Annotated in this window: 11 protein-coding genes; 1 reads left to right on the top strand and 10 read right to left on the bottom strand. The window is 41.4% G+C overall.

The genetic code is table 11. The annotated features are described in order from the left end of the window. Positions 1–89 precede the first annotated feature (89 nt). Together CRO03_RS15740 and CRO03_RS15735 are read right to left on the bottom strand one after the other, a co-directional pair. Positions 90–2,075, bottom strand: a complete 1,986-nt coding sequence (locus CRO03_RS15740) for a hypothetical protein (RefSeq protein WP_097112597.1) — start codon at positions 2,073–2,075, stop codon at positions 90–92. Between the two features lie 514 nt (positions 2,076–2,589). Beyond that, entirely contained in the window at positions 2,590–3,618 is a 1,029-nt protein-coding gene (locus tag CRO03_RS15735; RefSeq protein WP_097112596.1) for a nuclease-related domain-containing protein, read from the bottom strand. Positions 3,619–3,733: 115 nt separating this feature from the next. Between CRO03_RS15735 and CRO03_RS15730 the strand changes: the two genes are divergently transcribed. Then, positions 3,734–4,039, top strand: coding sequence for a hypothetical protein (locus tag CRO03_RS15730; protein WP_097112595.1), 306 nt, complete (start codon positions 3,734–3,736; stop codon positions 4,037–4,039). A 32-nt stretch (positions 4,040–4,071) separates the two neighbouring features. Here CRO03_RS15730 and CRO03_RS15725 read toward each other — a convergent pair whose 3' ends face one another. The 8 genes from CRO03_RS15725 to CRO03_RS15695 all read right to left on the bottom strand — a co-directional run bounded on the left by CRO03_RS15725 (position 4,072) and on the right by CRO03_RS15695 (position 21,919). Next, a complete protein-coding gene (locus CRO03_RS15725) occupies positions 4,072–7,449 on the bottom strand; it encodes a DEAD/DEAH box helicase family protein (protein ID WP_097112594.1) in 3,378 nt (1,125 codons plus the stop codon). Between the two features lie 2 nt (positions 7,450–7,451). Further along, positions 7,452–10,574, bottom strand: a complete 3,123-nt coding sequence (locus CRO03_RS15720; protein WP_097112593.1) for a DNA methyltransferase — start codon at positions 10,572–10,574, stop codon at positions 7,452–7,454. A 51-nt stretch (positions 10,575–10,625) separates the two neighbouring features. Next, complete coding sequence (locus CRO03_RS15715) at positions 10,626–13,499, bottom strand: SNF2-related protein (protein ID WP_097112592.1); 2,874 nt, start codon at positions 13,497–13,499, stop codon at positions 10,626–10,628. 218 nt (positions 13,500–13,717) lie between these two features. Then, positions 13,718–13,849: a hypothetical protein gene (locus CRO03_RS18650; protein WP_281256397.1), complete on the bottom strand. Its 132-nt coding sequence runs from the start codon at positions 13,847–13,849 to the stop codon at positions 13,718–13,720. A 57-nt stretch (positions 13,850–13,906) separates the two neighbouring features. Continuing rightward, entirely contained in the window at positions 13,907–15,406 is a 1,500-nt protein-coding gene (locus CRO03_RS15710) for a sigma-54 interaction domain-containing protein (protein ID WP_097112591.1), read from the bottom strand. 195 nt (positions 15,407–15,601) lie between these two features. Next, positions 15,602–18,847 carry a DEAD/DEAH box helicase gene (locus CRO03_RS15705; RefSeq protein WP_212682436.1) on the bottom strand — a complete coding sequence of 1,082 codons (3,246 nt, stop codon included), beginning with the start codon at positions 18,845–18,847 and terminating at the stop codon, positions 15,602–15,604. Continuing rightward, positions 18,844–20,688 carry a phospholipase D family protein gene (locus CRO03_RS15700; protein ID WP_097112590.1) on the bottom strand — a complete coding sequence of 615 codons (1,845 nt, stop codon included), beginning with the start codon at positions 20,686–20,688 and terminating at the stop codon, positions 18,844–18,846. The genes CRO03_RS15705 and CRO03_RS15700 overlap by 4 nt, the downstream gene beginning before the upstream one ends. After that, positions 20,675–21,919: a DUF6361 family protein gene (locus CRO03_RS15695; protein WP_097112589.1), complete on the bottom strand. Its 1,245-nt coding sequence runs from the start codon at positions 21,917–21,919 to the stop codon at positions 20,675–20,677. The genes CRO03_RS15700 and CRO03_RS15695 overlap by 14 nt, the downstream gene beginning before the upstream one ends. Between the last annotated feature and the right edge of the window lie 36 nt (positions 21,920–21,955).

The raw sequence follows: 21,955 nt of genomic DNA, 5'->3' as shown, positions 1-21,955 counted from the left end.
GACGAGTTATACCGATAATTGATTTTCTAAATTTGTTCACGATATTTGATGCCTAAAAGTAGCTGATAAATACGAGTAATCAGCAATATTCATAATGGATATAACCTTCTTTTACTTTTTTGCTGTTCTTCCATGATAATGCCATTATCCACTAATACAGTTGTAATTATTGAACTGTAAGAACGAGCATTCAAGTCAAGTGCTACATATAAGCTCTTCCTTTCAATGCCAGGCTCTTTTTTAACTTGTTGAATTACCTTTTTTAAATTTTCCAAACGTTTATCTAAGTATAAAAAAGCATCTGGTCTATTAAAGATTCGGCGAACATGTTCAGACATTTTTTTATATTCATCGATTTCCCAAGCGTCAAAATGTTTTTTTACTGGTTCATAGTACCAAGCGTTAAAACAAGTGCCATCACTGTCACTGGCGCAGTCATTTTCTTGATAAATTTGTAATAGAATTTTATTGTCAGAGTAGAGCAGGCAATTCTTGTAAAAATACTCCTTCAACAACTTAAGCTTTTCCTTGAGATGTTCTGGAGATATTCTACTAAAACTTCCTTCTTGGTTGATTTTTTCCAGTTTTTTATAAAGCCCCTCTACATCCTTAAATAACTGACTCTCTGAAATTATCTCTAGTTGTTTAAATTCTTCAGAACCAGAAAAATGGCTGAAATCCGCACCTATTCCGGCATCATGGTATATATCAATCATGTCACTGGCATATTCAGTGACACCAACCCCATCATCAATAACTTCAATTGACACGTCAAACATCTTAACTGCTTTTCTATCAAAAAGATGAGTAAATATTTGATCTATAAATACGGCAGCTTCATCGACAAAATCGTCATTAAAACTGCAGTCAAAAGTACAGAATGTATTGCTTTCCCAATGACTTAATTCAAATGCACTTGGGATTAATATTTTATGATCTGCAAAAAAAGCTATAGGCTCTTCTGCTTCTGGATAAAAAAAGTTAAAGCACAAAGTATCTGTGGATATTGGTGCAGTCTCCAACCAATAATTATCTAGCTCAAATCGAATTACACTATTGAGCGGCATCTTCAAATGGGATTTTATTTCGTCCAGTTCTGCCAGATTATCTCGCATGAGAATTGATGGCTTTGTTTCTAATTTTTTCACTAATTTCACCTTTTCAGTGACTTCTTTTATCCTAAATTCAGAAACCAAGTAATCCTTATCACGTAAAGTAATATTGAAGATAAAATCAACTAATTCTTCTGACGAAGAAATCTCTTTGACGCCCGACACACTACATTCATCTAGATATAAATCTAAATCCATCTTTAATTTTGAAATGTTGTGGGAGGTTATGCCACGTAAAAGCAAAATTCTTTTATTATTTAGTGAACTATCATCGGTTTTGAAATCTACAGATAAATAATGGCAATCACAGTTATCAATTGAAAAAAGTTTACTGAAAGACAGTTTCATCCAATCCAACAATTCAAATTTTTTCGTTATTAAGTGAGATGTGCTGGACTTGTCCGTATCAATCGTTAACTTATGAGGAACAAGCTTTGCGCTTTCAAGACTAAAACACGGTATTTTGTTTACAAGCTCTATTCTTTTGGCGTCATTCAGCGCTTTGCGCCCGGTAATTATTACATTTGGTTCTTTCGGATAGTCGGGATGCTGGCTATTCCCATGAGGTCTGAAAATCTGGAAGAAGTTGCCCTTCTGAATATTACTGTCTAATAATATTCCGATAAATTCGGCTAGCTTAATTGATTTATTGCCTAAACCGCTTTTATTACTATAAGAAAAATTGAGTATTACTTCGCCACTGTGCTCATATACACTATCAAACTTCCATAACCTGACATATTTAACATACCCATCTTTGCCGGAATGGGCTCTAATAATAGAGCCATCATCATATAAATATTGAATAAAATACTTTTCTTTTATTTTTTCCGAGGACGAAATAAACCACGATAAGAGATCATCTATGTCTTCAAGAAAAGCTGATGCAATGATATTTTCAATACAATCCATTTTTTCATTATCTTTAAAAAGATAGATTTTATTACTCTCATCTATTCGCATTTCACTTTCCTTTTTACAAAATTTTATCTGCCTAACGTTCCATCGTGAGCATTGTCAGACGTTGTTGGAAAAATTGATTTTTGCTTTAACTATAATGACTTATTATAATAAGCATATGCGCGACCTAATAATCGAACTTGTCATCTCTTATATCTTGTTACTGCATCTTGCACCTTTTCCACTACACAGCGACAATGACATGCCATCCTTTGAACTCATCTTAGGTAGTTTCTAAAATAACGCCATACTGTTTACTTATTCAGTGTATGCTTTTCAGGCAGGTTAACGGATATTCGACGGCATTTTGGAAACATCAACGATTACCAGCTAATCAGTAGTAGCACACTAAATTTTACTGCTGCTCAGTAGCGAGTGCGACACCAGCTACATTGCTGCAATCTTATGGCTGGCCGTTGCGAAGCAGTAAAGAAGTATTCATATCATTATGCTTTTAAGCCATTTGGTAAGGTCATTGGTGGCGCAGAGCTGATATTGCATAGGAGCTAGCGCTGGGTTAGTTGCTTTTCAGTATGAATTTAGTCGGCGTCGAACAGTTTGCACAGATAAGGCTATATGCTGATCTTGCTCTGCTGACTTTAGTATTCAGGCCATTACACGCCGGACATGGCCGCTTTAGCGGCGTATTGCCACCACACTTGCCGCATTGCACATAGTAACCATAGCGGCCAGACTGCGGGCTGAGTGCGCTGCAATCGCCACAGTGTTTACACTGTGCAGTAATAGCCTCCAGTACAATAGGCTTTGCCTCATTAACTGTTAATTTTTCGGTTTTTTCGGCTAACTCTGAAGCTGTGAAAGGCTTTGCAAAAGTTGTCGCTGTGATATTTGTTGGCGCCGGCCAGGCCGCGCGAGCTTCATTAATACTATTGCTTTCATGCTGAATTGTATTACCAAGTAAAAACTGACAAATATTCTGCAATTCTTCCTGGTTAAACGTCGGGCGGGTATCGTAAACCTTGCCTACCACGTTATAGAACTTAATAAAGTTCATCTTCTTATCCAGCACATCGGTGACAAATTCCGATTTCACCAGTTTATCGGCAATGTCTTTAGGTGCTTTGGTCCTATCGATAATGGCATCGCTGGATATAGCGCAAAATACATCATAGCAGCGCATGCCCAGCCCCTGCTGAATACCCAAAAACTTGCCTATTACCTTTTCGGTGTTCGCACACAGATACTGTTTTAGCAGTTTTAGCTGCAACTCGGCCTGCTTAATCGGCGATGGCATACCACTCCACTGCCCTTTATAGCTGCGCGTCCATTCAGCGTATTCGTTAACCTTCACCTCACCGCGAATGCTTTTCGACTCCACCACAATAAAGCCGTAGCTATACGCAATAAGGTGATCTATCTGTGCGCTTTCGCCATCATGCTCAATGCGAAGGTCATTAAGCACCATAACTTTTTCGCTATGCTTATAAGCGCGACGCAGGTAAAACGCCACATCATGTTCCTGCTTGATACCAGCATCGAGTTTAATGGATGCAGAACTGGTTTGGGTTTTGTCTTTTAAAATCATATTAAAATCAATTACTAAAAATACACGTTAAAAATATAGAAAAATATCGGCCTTGGCTACCTGGTAAGTTAAACTCTGCAACATTATTCAAATTTAAAAATAGGCGAAGCAATAAGTGAAACTACTCAACACCTACGAAGACCGAGAAGAAGCGGAAGCTGCCGTAAATAAAATAACAGGCGAAAAACGTCTGGCCAGTGAACGTGATAGCACTGTCGTAATTTATAATCTATTTGGTCAGCCAACGTGGAGCAATTTTTATGCGCTGGGTATGTTCAACTTAGAGGAGTTGAAGCAGATTGTTGAAGCGCGCAAGGCTGGGCTAGATTACAACCAGCGTCGGCACCAAGAAATTCTTGGCACCTTACGCTACGTTGAATCAAGCTTTGAAATTAAGATCCCTGCTCACTGGCGCTTATGACACCATTAGGTATGCTTTATGTGGTTGATTAATCAGGCCACCATTTTCGTAAGTAGCTTCTCCAAGTAAATAGGGCCAGAATCTTCCATAAAAAGCACATTTCGCTCCTCAAGCGTTTCTTTAGTCTCTGATACATTCAGTAAGTCAGCATGATGAGTTTCAGATACGATAAAGGCGCTTAAACTCAAGTCCTTGTCAGCAAGTTTTGGCTCTAACGATTTAATTTCCTTGTACAAACCAAACTTCGCATCATCCAGGTTTAGGTTACGTATTCCCTTTGGATCAATCAGGCTCAACCATTGTTTACCAGTAGCATCGTCGACAAGCCACAGTAAATAGTCTGGATAGAAATTACCCGCTGTAGCAAAGCCTAAACCTTTAGATTTAGTGTCAGCGTTACGTAACAGGTACAAGCTTTTGTCACCGATGATCTCCTGGCCACGATGTGATTCAACAAACATCTGAAGATCTTGTAAAAACGTTATTTCGCTGGGTGCATCAAATGCAGTTGGTCGCATCTTTAATGGTAAATCTGCATTTTTCTCAACAGACAACAACGGATAATACAAGTGCCTATCGAAGGTCACAGCAACCATCCCCGGCGCATCCCAGTCTTTCGCTTTACCAATATCCCCCTTGGCAACTATGGCTTGTAACTGCTCTAAGCGTTCAACATAAGCATTACCGTCATCTGTATCTTCTATTTCGAAGTGATACATCTTAATCATGCCAGGGTCGTCTTCCTGAACTTGCGTTACCTGGTAGAACTGCCCTTCATAAGCGTTCTTAAGCGTGTGATAAAAACGCTCAGTATAATCAAGTAATAGGCGCAGCATGATATCTTCTTGCTTTTTAACATCAGCAAAACGTTTAATATCCAGCTCCGATTTTGGTATCAGCAGCGTATACCAACTGTTAGATGCTGAGGTTTGTCCCATGCAAAAGCTTTGCAAGCGCTGTTTATCAAGACGAAGGTTAGACCAACCACGCTGTAATTTAAAATCCTGTACCGCGAGATATAAACGCTCAAAGTCAAACGCAGCGACAACCTTATAATCCAGCTTTCCTTCATTACGAACATTAACTGGCGTGTTATCGCCTTTTCGCGTCGTATCAATAGCTTCAAGCTTTGGATAAAGATCCAGTTTGATATGTGGCAGCTTTATCTTTCCCTGAAACTCACTAGGAACCTGATATAAATCAGGGAAGTGAATGCGCTTGAATCCATGCTTTTGATTGTCTTTGTAGCCATCCTTCAACTTTAGTGTTTTAAGCTTTGTTGCAGGTAAATTCGGGCGCGTTTCAAAATTCAGTTCCAGTATCTCATCACTCGGTGTGATCCCCTCATCCTCCAGGTATTGCTTAAACGTCGCCATGTAATCTGCGCGAATACCGAAAATATTTAACGTTTCAAGTTTATCTAGGTGAATTCCTTTTGGTCTCTGACCAGGAGTACTTCGTTTTAACGAATAATCCCGCCCCTTTAAACGAACACCACGGCCGAACAGTTGAATAATCTGAGAACCCTCACCACGGCCCATATTTAACAGGCCCATAGTTGAGACACGCCAGCTGCTCCATCCTTCAGTGAACTTTCGCGAACCGATCAAGATATGAAGTTTAGAGTCCCTAGCATTAATGGTATGAAACAGGGATTTCGCAAAGTCATCCCGTTGATAGTCAAAAGTCGGATCTTCTTCGCACAGCTTATACAGCGATGGAGAATCGCCGATATTCACTAAGCCAAAGGGCTCAGAGCTACCCACTTGCAACGCCAGTTCGCCTTTACTGCCAATCAGGTTTAACACCCTAAGCCGTTGGCCGGAATGCGATGTATTAAACAGCTTCGCCAAAATATCGGCATAGATATCCTCTGGGCCATTCATTAAAGCCGTGAAACGCTTATCAAAGATGTTGCGCTCTTTGGTATCGAGAAGCCTGACTTTATTATCCACCAAATCTTTAATCCATGCTTTTGCCTGCGCTTCATGGTTCAAAAACCATGCTAAAAAGCGCAACACTGCATGAATATCCGAGTCCTCACCGTTTACGGTATTACCCACAAAAACCCAGAGTGGTTTCTCAATGTTAAACTCACTCAATTGCTCTTTATGCTTATTAAATAAGTACTGTTGCTGATAAAAGCTCAGCAAACAGGCGGTGAAATACTCGTATCGACGATCCTCCTGTTTATCTTGTTCTGGGTTAAGGTTAAGAATAAGTGACTCTTTGCCGTAACCATCCTCATAAAAAAACTTATAGGAGTAATCGAATAGAATTGATTTGCCGTAAACTTCACGCGTCGCTTGAATTCGAGCCTCACGCTGCTCTCCGGTATCTAAAGCGAGCTGTGATAATTGATCCTGCGTCAGTCTAGCTAGCGCTGTGGTTTCAAACAGCATTTTGGCTTTTTTCTTTTTTATGTCATCTTCGACAGCCTCAACGGTTTTGCCATCGGAAACCGACTGGCCAAAAGTCGCTGAGTACTCAAACGCAAAGCCATCACGGGTTAAAATATCGCGGCGGCGCATCCAGGCTCCCGCCGCTGTGCCAGTACCTTTGTGGCCTTCATCAATCAGTACCAAGTTTTTACCTTCAAAGGCTTCAACGGCAACCGTTTTATCGCCCATCTCATCGGCAAGTTTATTGATATCTATAACTTCAATGGTGCCTTTAAACGGGGTTGTTTTGCTTTTGTTGAACAGCTGAATTTGCGAGAAGCCAGAATCATACAACTCTGTCATATGCTGTTGCGACAAGCGCTCGTCCGGCGTTAATAAAATAATCTTGTCAGGGTAAGCGTGCGGATTACCGTTTTGGAAATAATGCAGATACTGCAAAATATTTACATGCAATAGCAGTGTTTTGCCCGACCCAGTGGCATTCCAATACGCCAACTTGTTGAGATCATCAAGAATATAGCTTCTAAACTGATTCACCCTATCTTTAGACGTCAGGTTATTTTCTGCATTATAGGCCGCCAATTCTTTGTTCAGGTTATCCAACAGTTCTTGCTTGCGGTTAAAATGCCAATCAAGGTAAATCTCTGTAAAAAGCAAAGATAGATACTGAAAATATTTCATATTCAGTACAGTATCTTCCTTTTTATTCCGATGCTCAGTGATCGTTTGCCAATGTTTTACAATGTTTAAATCGTAACGGCGCAAATCAGCTAAATCGATGCGATCAACTTCAAATAAATAGTTGCTTAGCTCATGAAAAAACAGGCTTTGCCCATCCTCATGTATACCTTCAAACCGATCTTCACCAAGGCGGATTTTCAGGCCATGCAAGGTTCCGTCTTTGAAAAATCGAAACATAAAGCGATTTAAAACCAGTTGTTTGTGAAAGCTTAGCTTACTATTGCTTTGCTTTTTAACCGCTTTACCGGCAGTCTGAGTCCTTGCCATTATTAAGCCTCCTCTGCGAACATCAGGCTTAAAAACTCTGGCTCAATCTGGCGTAGTTTTAAACTGCGCGTTACTTCACCCTGCTCGGTATCCAAGGTAAAAGCTGTCGGCAAATTATGGTCGCCGTTAATGTAAATGACATCGAATGTTTGTTCTTTGGCATACAAATCAAAACGGTTAGCGTATTTTGCAAGCTCTTCATAACCTATTTTGTCGCAATCGCGCCAAAAGACCAAGGTGAGTTCACCAGTTGGTAATGTACCTTCAATACGTACATAACCTCGATCAAGGTTTGACTCTATTGATTTGACATGAAGCCCAATCAAATAATTAAACGTTTCAACCAAATCGACGCACTTAGGCTCTCGCGACCCGGCAGAGTCCACAGCGATATCAAGCATACAATCAAAAGGCTTACTAAAGTGTTCTGTATTTATTTTTGATTTATTAATTTGTTCCGAGAATGAATATTTAACAAAATACTCATTCTCCACCGCATTGTTACCAAACAAATCTTCCAATTTGTGATTTTGATTATCATTTATATTATTCAGTGCATCTTCATAGCTTTCTAATTTTATAACCTTTAGACAATGAGAAATACCGTTAGAGTTATTGATAGGCCTACCATCGACCCACTGGTCAGAAAAGGCTGCTTTGCATATCCTTTCTTTTATTACCGAATCTGCATGCTGCCCCATTTCAACTAATACGTACTTATGATTCTCATCAAAAGCCCGATTCCGATTTATCACAGCATGAGCTGTGGTTCCACTGCCACCAAACAAATCAAACGTAAGTGAAGTTTCCTTACTGTGAAATACTGAATCTAAAACTCTGCTCATCGTACCAAGTGACTTTGGATAAGAAAACCTACCTGAATCACCAAATAAATTTGTTAAAAGATTTGTACCGCCTGTTGTGGCATTATATTGAGTACCTTGCCAAATGCTTGGCAACAACAATCTTCGAGCTTTATCGTGATATAATCTATTAATAACAAAGTCCTTCGAAGATATCAGTCGTCCATCAACAACAGCTCGTTTAGCGCCTTCATAAGATAAAGACCAAACTCTCTCCTCACCATTTTTTCCAAGTGGATATACTCGTTTGAATCCTTCGACAGTGTCTTCGAGAGGGTAATTACCTTTTTCAATCGGTGGCGGAGGAGGCTCGACTCCTTCCACTTTAAAAGTATTTTTATTCACCAATACAGCAAAAAAGCTCTCAGGTCGACCAGGATTACCAATTCTAAAGTTGTTATCACCAGTTCCTGCTCTTCTAAAGCCCCTTGTTCTTATACCATCTTCTACCGCATCACCTCTCAGAATGTCAGCACCATTAGGTACAGAAAAAATACAGTACTCATGAGTTCTAGACACATTTGAACGGCCAGTACCTGAGCCAGGATAATGCTCTACAATACATTGAAAGACTTCGCGTTCCGGGTTGACTTGCTTTTCGAGCTCTTTTAACAACGATGCTTCTGTATCATCAATTGCGTAACTAATTACTCCGTCATCTGTAAGTAAGTACTTAGACGCTAAAATTCGGTCTCCCATTAGGCTAGCCCATGAAGACTCTTTATAACCATTTTTGTAAAGAATCGGGGTTGCATCAGTGTTGTAAGGGGGATCTAAGTACACTAAGTCAGCTTTCCCCTTATATTTTGCGGTCATCAGTTTGGCTGCCTGATAATTCTCAGAACCAATCAAAACTCCATTAATGAGCTCATCTAAATTGTCAATACTACGAAGCAGTTTTTCTTTAAACTCTCTGGAGTAAAGAGTTGTATCAATCATTAATGCAAGATTTTGTTTTAGAAAACCAATATTAGCCAATTGCGTTTGTTCTACTACTCTTTGAGACCTCCATTGATCCCACTGCTTTTTATTTGCACAAATTTCATCAAACAGCTCTTCAGGCAATAAATCAAGTGTTACGCAGTAATCGCACGAAACTACAAATTTTCTCTTCAGCCAAATATTTTTCTGTACATTCTCAAGTTGAGAAAGAAAGATCACCAATTCTTGAGCAACATTACGTAAACATTGAATCATCCGTAACTGCTTCTCAACACTTGCGAAAACCTGCGCATTTTGCAAATTATCGAGATTCATTACTTCATTTTTGATGTAAAAATCCAGCTCATTGGTTAAAAAGCCACCCAAATCTTTATGGATAAAATAATCTGCCGAATTACGTTGTGTGTAGGTAGTAAGATGGCGTTCAAGCTCTGTTCTGTTGGGCTTTGTCTCTGTTGGCGCTCGGTTTGCTAAATCTGCCCAATGATGTTGAACCTGTGGGGCAGCCAATATTTTAGAAATAGCGTCCTGCACCAAACCATCCTGTTTAGTGCCTTTGTTAACAGTTTTATATTCAAAATGAATGATAAGCTCTTCACGCTCGATTTCCTGACCATCTTGAATGATGCGGTTTTTTACAACCTCAACAGGGTTATAGGGCTGCTCGTACTCTTCACCATCTTCATCAATTTTTGTTCTAACATGGGGCTCAATAAGCACAAAACGTCTGTCAGCCTCATTGTCTTTCCGGTTGTCTTTTGCTGTATCAGCCGTTAGCAGTTTGAAACTGACCTTGCGGCCATCGGTGAGTTTGAAAGAGTAGTTGGCAAAATTTTCACCACTTTTAATGTAGTACTGGTCTTTGTTAGCCCAGTGCAGCATTACTTCTTCACCGGCATAAGGAATAGCGTAAGTGTCCCCTTTGTAACGGCGTTGGCTGATAAAATCGCCGTTATCGTAATAGCGGGAAAAGAACGTAAGCAAATGCGAGTACACGGCATTTTCGTGTTCACTAACACCCGACGCTGTTGCTGCTAATTGCTTTTTAAGCTCCTGTACTTTTGGGCTTTGTTCAGGCTCAAAACCGGCATCCGTCGCTGCTTTTATCGCAGCTTGCAATTGTTGCTCTATATTGGTTTTATTAGCGTTACCCGCGTCAGCAAGCGCTGCCTGAATTTTTGCTTTGAGTTTATTATCAAGATAGTCGTTTATCTCTTTAGCGCGCATATTAAGGATTCGATAAATTCCAAAATCCAGCTCTGGCTTATCGATTTGAAAAATCTCTTTTAGCTTTTTTACCAGCTCGTTGTACTTACTCATGGTAATGCAGTTCCTTTAATACGGGTAAACAGTACGTTGGTTACTATTGGTTTAAATAACTTTCCAACGCACCGTAAATAATTCTTTTATATCGGTTTTTTGTTTCATTCTCGCTTCTAAGGCGGCGATTAGCTCATCACGTTTCTCAGCGATGCTGTCTTCAACATCCCAGATGTTTTGCCGCAAGCGGCGTTGCTTAAGCTCTAGCTCTTTAAGTTGTTGTTGAAATTGTTGCTGCTCATCAACCGAAATAGCATGTCTGCTTTCTCGTTTTAACGACTTAATCTGATTTTTTGTATCGGTAAGCGCTTGCTCTGCCGCCAGCATTTTATCATCAGCCCATTTGTCTAACTTATCTCGCTCATCCTGGAAGTACTTATTGTTGGTATCCATCGCGATGGCTAATTGCGCTTCAAGATTGCGTGTCTGTGCTTCACGGAGCTTTTCAGGGGAAGTAGATAATGCTGGGGCTTCAGTTGCATCCGCACCAATATTAAACAGTTTTTTACACGCCTCTGTATCTATTAATTGACCTGAATCGGTAACGCCTGTGAATACCAGGTGCTGCTCAATATTAAAAGCTTCGATACTCAGCAAATGCAACGATAACCAACCTGCTTGCCCTTGTAGTTTCTCAGCGACCGACACTTTACCATCATGGCTTTGGTAGTTGAACTTTAATAAACTCAGTGGTGTGTCTGCGGCTTTGGCAGAGTCGATTACATATTCACCAAGCGGATGGCTTATTCTATAAACGCGGGTGTGTTTATTAACAACTTGTGCTTGCTCATCACCTTTACGGATAAACTGATATTTACCTGGCGGTTGCTCCGCAACTGAATTTGTTAGCATAAAGCTATAATCCGATTCATTGAATAACGCTTTTTGTTGTAATTGGTGGGTTGTTACCGACCAAAACCACCGACCCACTTTGTCTAGACGATCTTTGGCCTGATCGAGCTTAATCTTTAATAGGTCGTGGATATCTTCATCGAAATGCTCTAGCAAAACTTGTTGGGTTTGCTGCATTTTCTCATTGATATCGGCTTCCAGCTCTTTTTGTAATGCAGCAAAGGCTGACTCAATTTCAGCTGGGGAACGGCATTCTTGATAAATTTGTTGAATACGTTTTTCAAAATCAACGCCGCTTTCCAATGTGCCTAGCACCGTATCCGACGCGCCAAAAACACCATCAAATAAATTAAATTTTTCACTGAGTAACTCTAATACACGCTGATCGGCATAATTACGTTGATTAATAAAGTTGATAACGACAACATCAAATTTTTGACCATACCGATGGCAGCGTCCGATCCGTTGCTCAACCCTTTGTGGATTCCATGGTAAATCATAGTTTATTAATAGTGAGCAGAATTGCAGATTAACGCCTTCAGCCGCAGCCTCAGTAGCAATCATAATTTCGGCACTGTCCCTGAAATAGTCTATAAGTGCCGTACGTCTATCAACCTGGGGGGAACCCGTTATTCTGTCTGAACCGGCATAAGTTTGTTGCCATTGCTGATAAATTCGTGTTGCTTCAGGATGGTTATTTGAACCACTAAATGTGACTAACTTGTCCTTGAAACCGTGTTCAGATAAAAATGCTGCCAGGTAAGCTTGTGTTCGCTTAGATTCTGTAAAAATGATCACCTTTTGAGCTGCACCCATGGTGTTCATTTGTTCAAAACCAAGTGACAATGCTTTTAGCAAGGCATTGGCTTTTTCGTCATTTCTGATGTCCTGCGCCTGCTGAATATAGGCACCTAGTTCCTTTATTTCTAACGTGAGCTTTTGATGATCAATTGCTTCGCCGACGTGCTCTTCAGTAACTATGGCCTGCAAATCTTCCTCATCGAGATAGTCTGTCTCGATATCGTCATCCTCGATGATCTGAAGTAAAACGTCGTCACTGAGCTTCTTTTTATTGTTTTTTAGGTCAATTAAACGCCGTTGCATTACTTCAAGTGTGTTTAAAACCGCAAAAGAGCTTGATGCTAAAAGCTTGCGTAAAATTAAACCGGTTAGATGCCGCTGCCGCCTGGGAAGCGCGTAACTATCCTCTTTATCTAAAATTGACGATACGGCGTCATATAGCGCTAGCTCTTTGTCTGAAGGCGTAAATGGTATTGTTATAGCCTTACGCTGCGTATATTTGACATATTCCAGCACATTCTTTCTTAAAGTGCGTTTGACGAAATGCGATAAACGCTGTTTGAGCTCAGCTTGGCCACTGTCTGATTGCATATACTGCTTTCGAAATGCCTTATCGTCGCCAAAGATATGCTCATCAATCAGCGTCGACATGCCATAAAGTTCCATAAGCGAGTTTTGCAATGGCGTTGCAGTAAGCAACAATTTTTTCCTGCCAAATAGCGCACGTTTTAACGCTTGACCTATTTTGTTACTTTCACGATGTGCGTTTCGTAATTTATGGGCTTCGTCTATAACCACCAGATCCCACATGTGGCCTACTAACTGCTCTTCGAGTTTCGCCGCATAGTGGTAAGACATGATCACGACTTGCTTGTTATTTAAAGGGCTATAAACTCCTTCTTTTTGCAGTTGATTAAAAGTTCTGGCATCCAGGATTTGAGAGGGAAGATTGAATTTATCAAGTAGCTCTTGAGCCCACTGCCGCCTTAATGATGCAGGGCAAATAATCAGTAGCTTACGTTTGCGCTCTGCCCAATATTGACAAAGCACCAGGCCTGCTTCAATAGTTTTACCCAGGCCAACCTCATCAGCTAATACCACCCCTTTATTTAAAGGGTTCTCCAGGGCAAACAGCGCTGCGTCTATCTGATGTGGGTTTAAGTCTACACTAGCGTCAAATAATGACTGAGACAGTCTGTCAACACCGTTGTTTGCATGGAGAATGGACAACTCATGCGCGAAGTATTTAGCGTGATATTCCGTTATCTTCATGTATTCGCTTTTAATTAAATGTTTTAGTTACCATACCAGAAATTGTTACCTTACAGGAACACAGTTATTGCTTAGCAGGACCTTTACTCAATCGACTAAACGCTAGCCATCAAAATAGCCATACTAACCAAGTTTTGATGCTTGCTGCCGGCGGAGCAGTTCACTGGCTTTCCGCTCGGCTACGGTGAATCTAAACACTTCAAGGTTTACCTGCTCCATCAACTGCTGCAACTCTTGCCGACTGCATATTTCAAGTCGCTCGCCGGCGTAGATAACCCCTGGGCAAAAGCAGCCAGTTGATATAATTCCGGTAGCGCTTCAAGATGTTTAAAACTCAGTGCGTGCTTCATTCCACTGTACTCCTTATCATCCATGTCGCAACTTTAGCGCCAAACCTGAAACGCAACTTAATTTTCAGTTTCAATACCCAGCTGCTTCATCCAATTGGCCAGCGTTTGGTGGTTAGCCAGCCCCAGCAGTTTTGCTGCCTTAGATTTATTTCCTGCGGTTTTATCCAGCGCCGCTTTAACGAGATTTTCTTTAATGCCATCAATATATTGCTGAATATCGAATCCGGCAACTAATTCAGGTACAACTGTCGGTTTTTCTGCTGAATGGCTAGTTTCTACTATCGCGTCTTTGATGTCTTTAACCGTTAACTCAGCATTATCTGCCCATAGCACGGCACGGTTTAACGCGTTCCAAAGTGCCCTGACATTACCCGGCCAGAGCTGCTCTTCTATAAATTTAATTGCAGAGTTGCTAATTATTTTACTTTCATAACCGGGTTGCTTGGAATGGACGGAATTAATATCTTCTAAAAATATTTTTACAAAATCAGGTATATCGGCGATACGATTTCTCAACGGCGGCAATTCAATCACCCCCACCGCTATGCGATAAAACAAATCTTCCCGAAAGGTGCCTTCAGCCACCATAGCCGTTAACTGGCGATGGGTAGCAGCTATAACCCGCACATCCACCTGGCGGGTTTTACTATCGCCTACCCGGGTTATTTCGCCCTGCTGTAAGGCCCGCAGCAGTTTTACCTGTACCGCGGGCGTTAACTCGCCAATTTCATCTAAAAACAGAGTGCCGCCATCAGCTTGCTCAAATAAGCCGGCATGGTCGTTATTTGCGCCAGTAAACGCGCCTTTAACATGGCCAAATAAAATGGAGTCGACCAGGTTTTCAGGTAAAGCACCACAGTTAACGGTTTTTAGCGCTTTAGCACTGCGATTACTCGCGGCATGAATAGCCGTGGCTAATACCTCTTTACCGGTGCCGGTTTCGCCCAGCAGCAAGGCTGGTAGCTCAGTCATAGCCAGCTTTTGTGCTTTTTGCTTTACTGCCTGCATTGCCGCAGATTCAGAGACCATGTCATCAAATGCACTTGAAAGCTTGGGACCTGCGACGACTTTAGCCGAAATACTGCTTAATGCAGCTTTGGCATAAGTTGCGTCAAAATCAAACGGTATGCGCACATCTTCAATAGTGTTATCACGAGCGGACTGCAAAAAATTACACTGATAAATCCCTTTCCCCAGTAAAACCGATACTGCCGTCATCGCTGGCGTGCCCGAGGTAAGATTTATATAAATCTGATTGTCAGCACGACAAAGCGCTTGCAGGTTTCGCTGCATAATCGCCGCGACGGCCTGATAATCTGTTGGGGAGCTAAGCGACTGATGTTTAATTTCTGCGGTTGCAGGGCGATGCAGCACAGCAAGCCGTTTATTTAACCAGCTCTCATAGGTTTGCCAGTGCTCTTCCCAGGCATTAGCCAGGATCAATACTTTATCAAAGGGTTGGGCATGCTTAGTTGCTAGAGTTGCTATAGAGGCTAGCTCGTTTGCCTGCATATTGTCGATATCAGTTTTACCCAGCCAGGAGATAAGGATTTTCATAGATTCACTAAACCAGAAACATTTTAATGCAGCCTAACAGCAAGCGGCTTTTTTCACCAGCAGATATGTAATATATTTTCAGTAAATGCAAATATATTTACTATTTACTCCATATGCTGGAAGTAAGTTAAAAGAAAATTACCAGTGCAAAACCTTTATTACTACGTATTTTCGCCTCAAAACTCATTAACAGTTTTATTTTTCATTTATTGGCGCAAGGTTAATAATCAACGAGTCTTTGATTTCTTGAAATTTTTCATTGTTAACATCGCAACCGGTAAACCGTTCAAGCAACTCTTGCTGCCTTGGTTGCCCAAACGCTAACCGATACAGAACCAATATTCTTTTAATATCTCTGTACTTGGCAACTTCTCTACTCATGGGGTAAGTGGGTACTATTCTTTCTATTTTCGCTGTACCACTTTGTATATACCAATATGGCTCTAAATCATTGCCATTTTCACCACCCACTTTTCTTGCCAACTCAAACATTTGCTCCCAGATATCTGTTTGGCCATCAAGATTAGGTGAAACGCTTTCAGCAATACGCTTTCTTACCACATAAGACTTGTAACGATTTATTCGCCCCTCACGTTGTTCAATATCGATCGGGTTGTTGGGTAAATTCCAGTGAACAACTCGACGGCAATACCAGTGAAAATCTAGCCCTTCTTGACCAATAGAAGTAGAACTTAAAACAAAGGGTCTAAATGGAGAGTTAAACGCATCTCGCACACTCACAACACGCTGCAAACCACTATCATCCGTTAGTTTCTGATTTCCCAACGGGACAGCAAAGTGACAACGCATTGACGAAGAGCATTTATCTTTCGCTTTTGCTCTGTCTTCCCAGAAATGCACTTGTTCGTTAGAGCTTCTAATTGCCATTGATTGCTCAATCTTGTGCAATGCAGCTTCTAAGCTACAACCTGATGAGGCGAGTAAATGACAGTATTCATCAAGCATCGATTGGAAATTGCCATGAGCACAATACACTAGCACTTTGTACCAATTCGGCGACGCAGTTCGACCAGCTTCAAGGGTGCCTTTAATGTTGCGCTTCACGATAGGGATCGCATACTCGTGGTTGAATAGTCTCACTGTCAATTCGGCAAGCCTAACCGAACAGCCAATAAGCTCTTGTGCAGGTATATCTTTCGCCCAGAGCTTTTGAATTGTCCTCATCGCGCACACTGCGGGATTCGCAATACTCGAATAAGCCAACACTTGTGCTAAATCATCAGGCATTTTGCCCAACGACAAGGCTTTATCTTTTTCAAACAAGTCTTTGATTTCGCAAAAGTGCTTCAAGCGGCCTTGATTGTTTAAATGAGATTCAGTGACTTGCAGCCAGTACTTCACATGCTCAGCTTTACCAGATAACTTGTCCAGTAACATAGGTGCAAGTAGATACCAATTACTACTACTCTTTTCTTCGCTCTCATAACGTTTTAAACAGTCAAGTTTTTCTCTAATCAACGCTGTCTGTTGCTGCAGCAGCTCATAAAGATTTTGCCCTGAGAAACTTATCTCAGAAATCGACTTGCAGGGATAAAGCAAGTGCCAAACATTAAGCGTTGACTTACCTTCAAATCTGAGTAACGGAGAGGCATTTTTATCACTGTAATATTCAACTACTCTGCTTTTCCCCTTCAATACCCTGCGCTCAGCTTCATAAGACCAAAGGCAACTTAGTGCTTTGGGAACGAGCGCCCAAGAGGAAAACAATAGTGTTTTGGTAAAGTTATCATTGCTTTTAAAAACACCATCAAATTCGTAGTAAGGCTTGCACGGAGGCACCCAGAGTAAGTTTTCTGGTTGTTGTTCAAAAATAACTTTGCTAAGCGCTTTAATCTTTGCGCTTGGTGCACTTTGCCCGACATTCAACTGATAGCGTTGAATAGCACTACGGGACAACCATGCTAGATGCTGTTCACTGTGCTTTGAATGTCTGAGCAGTGCTTTAACTTCAGGTTTCTGGATATTGCGATGATAAAGATCCTTAAACGCGTAGCCATGGAGAAAAGACAACGCCCAAGGTGTTGCTTTAGCAAATTCAATCAATGAAACGCCGCCGCGGCCTTTAGGCAGCAAAGAACTCAACGCTTCTAGTGCTCGGTACCCCAGTACCTCTGTTATGTCAAAGTCTTCGCCACAACATAGCTCACTTGACTCAATCAGCTGCTCAAATCCTTTACTGATTTGACCTCGTTCAGTTCTACAAATATAAGTTTGAAGAAGCTTTTCAACTGCGCGAGCATTAATATCTCTAATGTTCTCGAAGTCAGAGCTGCCAGAGGAGAGCACCAGCATATCGCGATGAAGCAAGTCGCGGTTTATCTCATACTGAGTAACAAAATCGACATCATTGCTGGACAAAAAATCCAGCAACTTGTGCAATTGTTCATGGTGGCTGGTCTCATCATCTTCGTCATGCAAGGTAGTCATTGCCTTAAATGGCGTCGCTGACAACAAAAGCACTTTAGGCTTTGCTGTTGTTTTTTTGACATTACTATTAAAAACTTGTTGAGCAATGAGTGATTCTTCTGACTCAGAGCTTTGATCAGTTAATGATTGAAAACGTTGAAACTCATCCAAAATGAATAAATCCGCCTGCAAATGAGATGCACAGCACTGAGCGACTTGCCTGCGAATTTCAGCTCTGAACAGGTTCAAAAGCTGCTTATTGACTTCAGTTTCACCGCCGTGTTTATCCCAGTCGGTGATTATATATAAAGCTGCTTCTTTTAGCGTTTTGAACCTGCAAGAAAGTCCCGGCAATAAACACTGCCTGGCTAAACGCTCCTCTAAGTCAACTATTACCCTTGGGTCGATATTGAACGAGTTCTTGATATAGCAAATCTCATCTTTCCAGCGATCATCTCGGCTAATGTAGCTGGTTTTGAACAGCTGATAAATCGAAGGTGCTTTGTCTTTAAATATGGAAGTTTGGGACAGAAGCACAGCTAATATAGCTCTCTCTCTGCGATTGCCAGCCCCTGCTGTAAGAGTAAAAGACGTCGCTGGTGTTAGTGTGCAAACCTCAATAATGTGACTGCTCGTTTGACTGACCTCTTTCAATTCTATAGCCAGCTCAACCAAGCGGCCAAAAGTTGATGGTTTCACCCATCGGGCAGCCTGCTCTCCTTTAAATATGGCCAGTTTCTGCTTATTTTCATCTGCTAAGGCTAAATTCGAACAGATATAAATGACACGTAACGGAACGCCTGTCTCGCGCTCTAGATGCAAACGTAACAGGCGGGCGATCACCCCTTTTGCTACTATCGTCTTGCCCAAGCCCACTTCGTCTGCAACCAATACTCGATGACTGTGCTTAAGATCTTGAAATTTAACCAAGGTGTTGTTTACTGTCGCGAATTGAAAGTCTTTTAAGCTGGCTAACACTCGCTCTAATTGTTGATCTATCTCTATGTTTATCATTTATTATTCTTGTTCTGCTTTGACATTTTCTTTGCTATGAGTTGAGCAAAGACGAACCATAACTTTTTAAATTGTTGTGGGATTATCGACTCATCCACTTGCGATTGAAGCTTGTCGATCCGTTCAAATAATTCTGGGGTCACTGCCGCTGCACGCATTAGCTTTTCAAAAATAACGCTATCGGAATTGAAAAACTCAGCACCAACACCATTACCGTTCTGGTGAGTTTCGCTATCGAACAAATCTTGCTTACTAGGGTTTATCTGTAGCAACATCGAGATATAGTCCATGAACTGCGAGGTGTTCGCCAAAAGCTCTTTGGTTATGGCACTATCTCTATCCAAATTATTGGGAAAGTTCAAATTGGCTTGTGTCACTAAGTGCTGTACCACAATGCCATCTTGCACAATATCAAACCGAAGTAATGCGCTTATTTGAGAAAGTTTTAACTTATCCCATTCAACCCGTTCAGCAAGGTCTCGGGGCTGTGAAATGCTTAGTGTCGATACTTTGACGTTAAAATGGTCTGGTAAATCAATCGGTTCTGCATCCAATATTAATTTGTAGTTATCTTCACTCGGCTCAACTTTCAGGTACCATTTTGTCTTTATTAATTCGAACGTAAGTTGACGTAACTCTCGTTCTGATGCGTCATCTTGGTTATCTTGCAAAACTGAAAACTCGTGCTTTACGAACAACCCGGTATTTTCTGCATTCACCCATTGCGTGATTAACGCCTGAACCCCCATATATTTTGGATCGCCAGTTAGGCGCAGCATGAATTCAGTGTTTCTTGGCGCATGAGTCGAATCCCCTAGCGCAGCTTGAGTAATATTCCCCGAGCCTAAATGCCAGCTTGATTCAGCTGCGTTTTCATCAGTTACCAGTAGTTTCGCGTGTAAATTGAGGTCATTTTCAACGAATTGAGACTGCTCCATCTCTTCTAGTTCTTCAGCGTTTACTAAATGCTCATTAAATGAGTAACAGTTCCAACCCGCTAAGGCTTTCTCTCCAGCAAGATCTAACTCTTCTTTTCGGCTAAAGAGGTATCGTTTACCATCTGGCGCAAAACTTTGCAGCCAATCCAATGCATCCACTCTACTTCCTCCCCTGATAAATGGAGAAACTGCAAGCATCGCTCGGCTGCTACGTGGGATATCAATAGGCCTTTGACGTTTCCCCTCCTCAAAAATGCTAGAGAGAAAATCCAGATTCGAAACGTTGTCTGGCTTTTTCCAAAGCACCCGCATCAGTTCTTCCGGGTCAATAACATCACTGAAACCTTGCTTATGCGAGGATCTATACACCTCATCAAAGAAACGGACTAGCGCTCTATTCCCCGGCTTTCGCTTTCCTCTAGATTCGCCATTTACAACTGCACAGAGATCCCAGCTTCGATCAAATGTCAGGTTACGAGACAGAACCATCAAACGGTATTTAATATTTGCTTCCGGATCGTTACTGGCGAAACGCAACAACCACACTTTCGGGTGGAATGATGAAAAAGCGGAGTTTTCAAGCCCTGAATTTGGTACAACGGGCACTAAGCTTTTTTCTAACAATCCGAAGAGGCTATTGTATTTGTCAGGAACTTTAATATTACCTTGCTGATAAAACACGGTCAGTTTGTCACCAAGTGTGCCCAGTGCATCCAGCAGTGCTATTCGCATGTGCTCGACAGAGCCTTCGAGCGTGTGGCCAAAGCACATGGCAATGGGCACCGTAAGTAAGGTGTTAAGATCAAGACTAAAGGTTGTCGCGATAGCATGAGTAATTTCATAGCCTTCTGGAGCAATCAATTGCTCTCCATAATCCAAGCGATTCTTATCAGGTAATAACACTCAACCCCTCCTGAATATCGCGAAGAATAATCTTTGCTGTCGGCCACCTAAACTCTAATAGGCGCATCCCAACCCAGCCCTGGTCTGAATTCAAGGCCTTTTTCAGTAAGCATCGCGCACCTTTGTTAGCGATAGCTTGACGTTTTACACATTGATCCAAGTCATCTTCACTCGATTCATCCCTTACCAATTGACACCAATTTTCAATGAATTGACGGGTTCGGCTGCTGGCTGCTTTCTGTGCGTCAAAAGCGGATAAATACCAATTGTTAATCGCATTTTCAGTGAAACTATCTCGCTGGCTTAGTGCTTTCGCCTGCCACTCGCTAAAATCTTCTTTCAGCCTATCGATGAAAGCTGAGTTTTCAGCTCGTTGTGCGATGAGTAAGTTATATCGAATGTGGGCACCTTCTAACACAAAACTAAACTCGAGAGCTTTGGCGAGTGTGCTCTTAGTCTGGGACGAGACAGCTGAGTTCTTGAGTTGCTCATGTAATGAGAATGCCTGCCAACTGCCTGAGGGTAAATGTTCATTGAGCTCTAGCACCTCATTGACTAGGTTATGCTTAATTAATTGTGCTGGAATGCTATGCTCGATACGTTTTGTGTTTAACAGCTTATCTTTGAGAAATTCGGCCTCCCTCAGAGTTAACTCGATCTTTGCTTTGGTCAACCAGTCAGGAGAGTAACCATCAGGCTTTGTCATCCAATCAGCAAGATTTGAGCTTTGATGATCGTCATCTGCGTGAGCATCCCTCACTGAACAATAGTGATCTTCAAATTGACGAATAAATTCTTTTAATGACAGGTCGGTATTGGCGATAGAAAGCTTGCGAATACCATTCCAATAAACCGATGATGGCTTTCTTGCGACGCCTTTGTCTAAACTGTCTTTGCCAATAATTCCATAAGGCATGTCATCAATGTGATTCTTAACAAGCATCCTAGCCAGTTTATCTTCACGCTCGCTAAGAAACTCAGTTAACGGCGTTTTGAGACGCTCATGAGTTTTAAGTTGTCGATAATCATGAAACAAAAAAGGTAGGGTCACAAAGTACTTGGCACGTGTTTGTATCGTAGAAAAACCTGGAAAAAGTTTGTCAGCAAACGCATCACGTAGTTGTCCAATGCCTAGCTCATCAAGTGTGCCTTTTTCTTGCAGCATAGACATAATTTGTGCAACGCGCTCACGCTCTAAGGATGAAAAATCGACCCAACCAATCAAACTCAATTCTACCTCACAAATAACACGATGCTTCGTGTAGTA

It is taken from the genome of Arsukibacterium tuosuense (assembly GCF_900215315.1).
Taxonomy (GTDB): Bacteria; Pseudomonadota; Gammaproteobacteria; order Enterobacterales; family Alteromonadaceae; genus Alishewanella; species Alishewanella tuosuense.
Note: the sequence above shows the minus strand (reverse complement) of the source record. Positions and strands in the feature narration are given on the sequence as shown.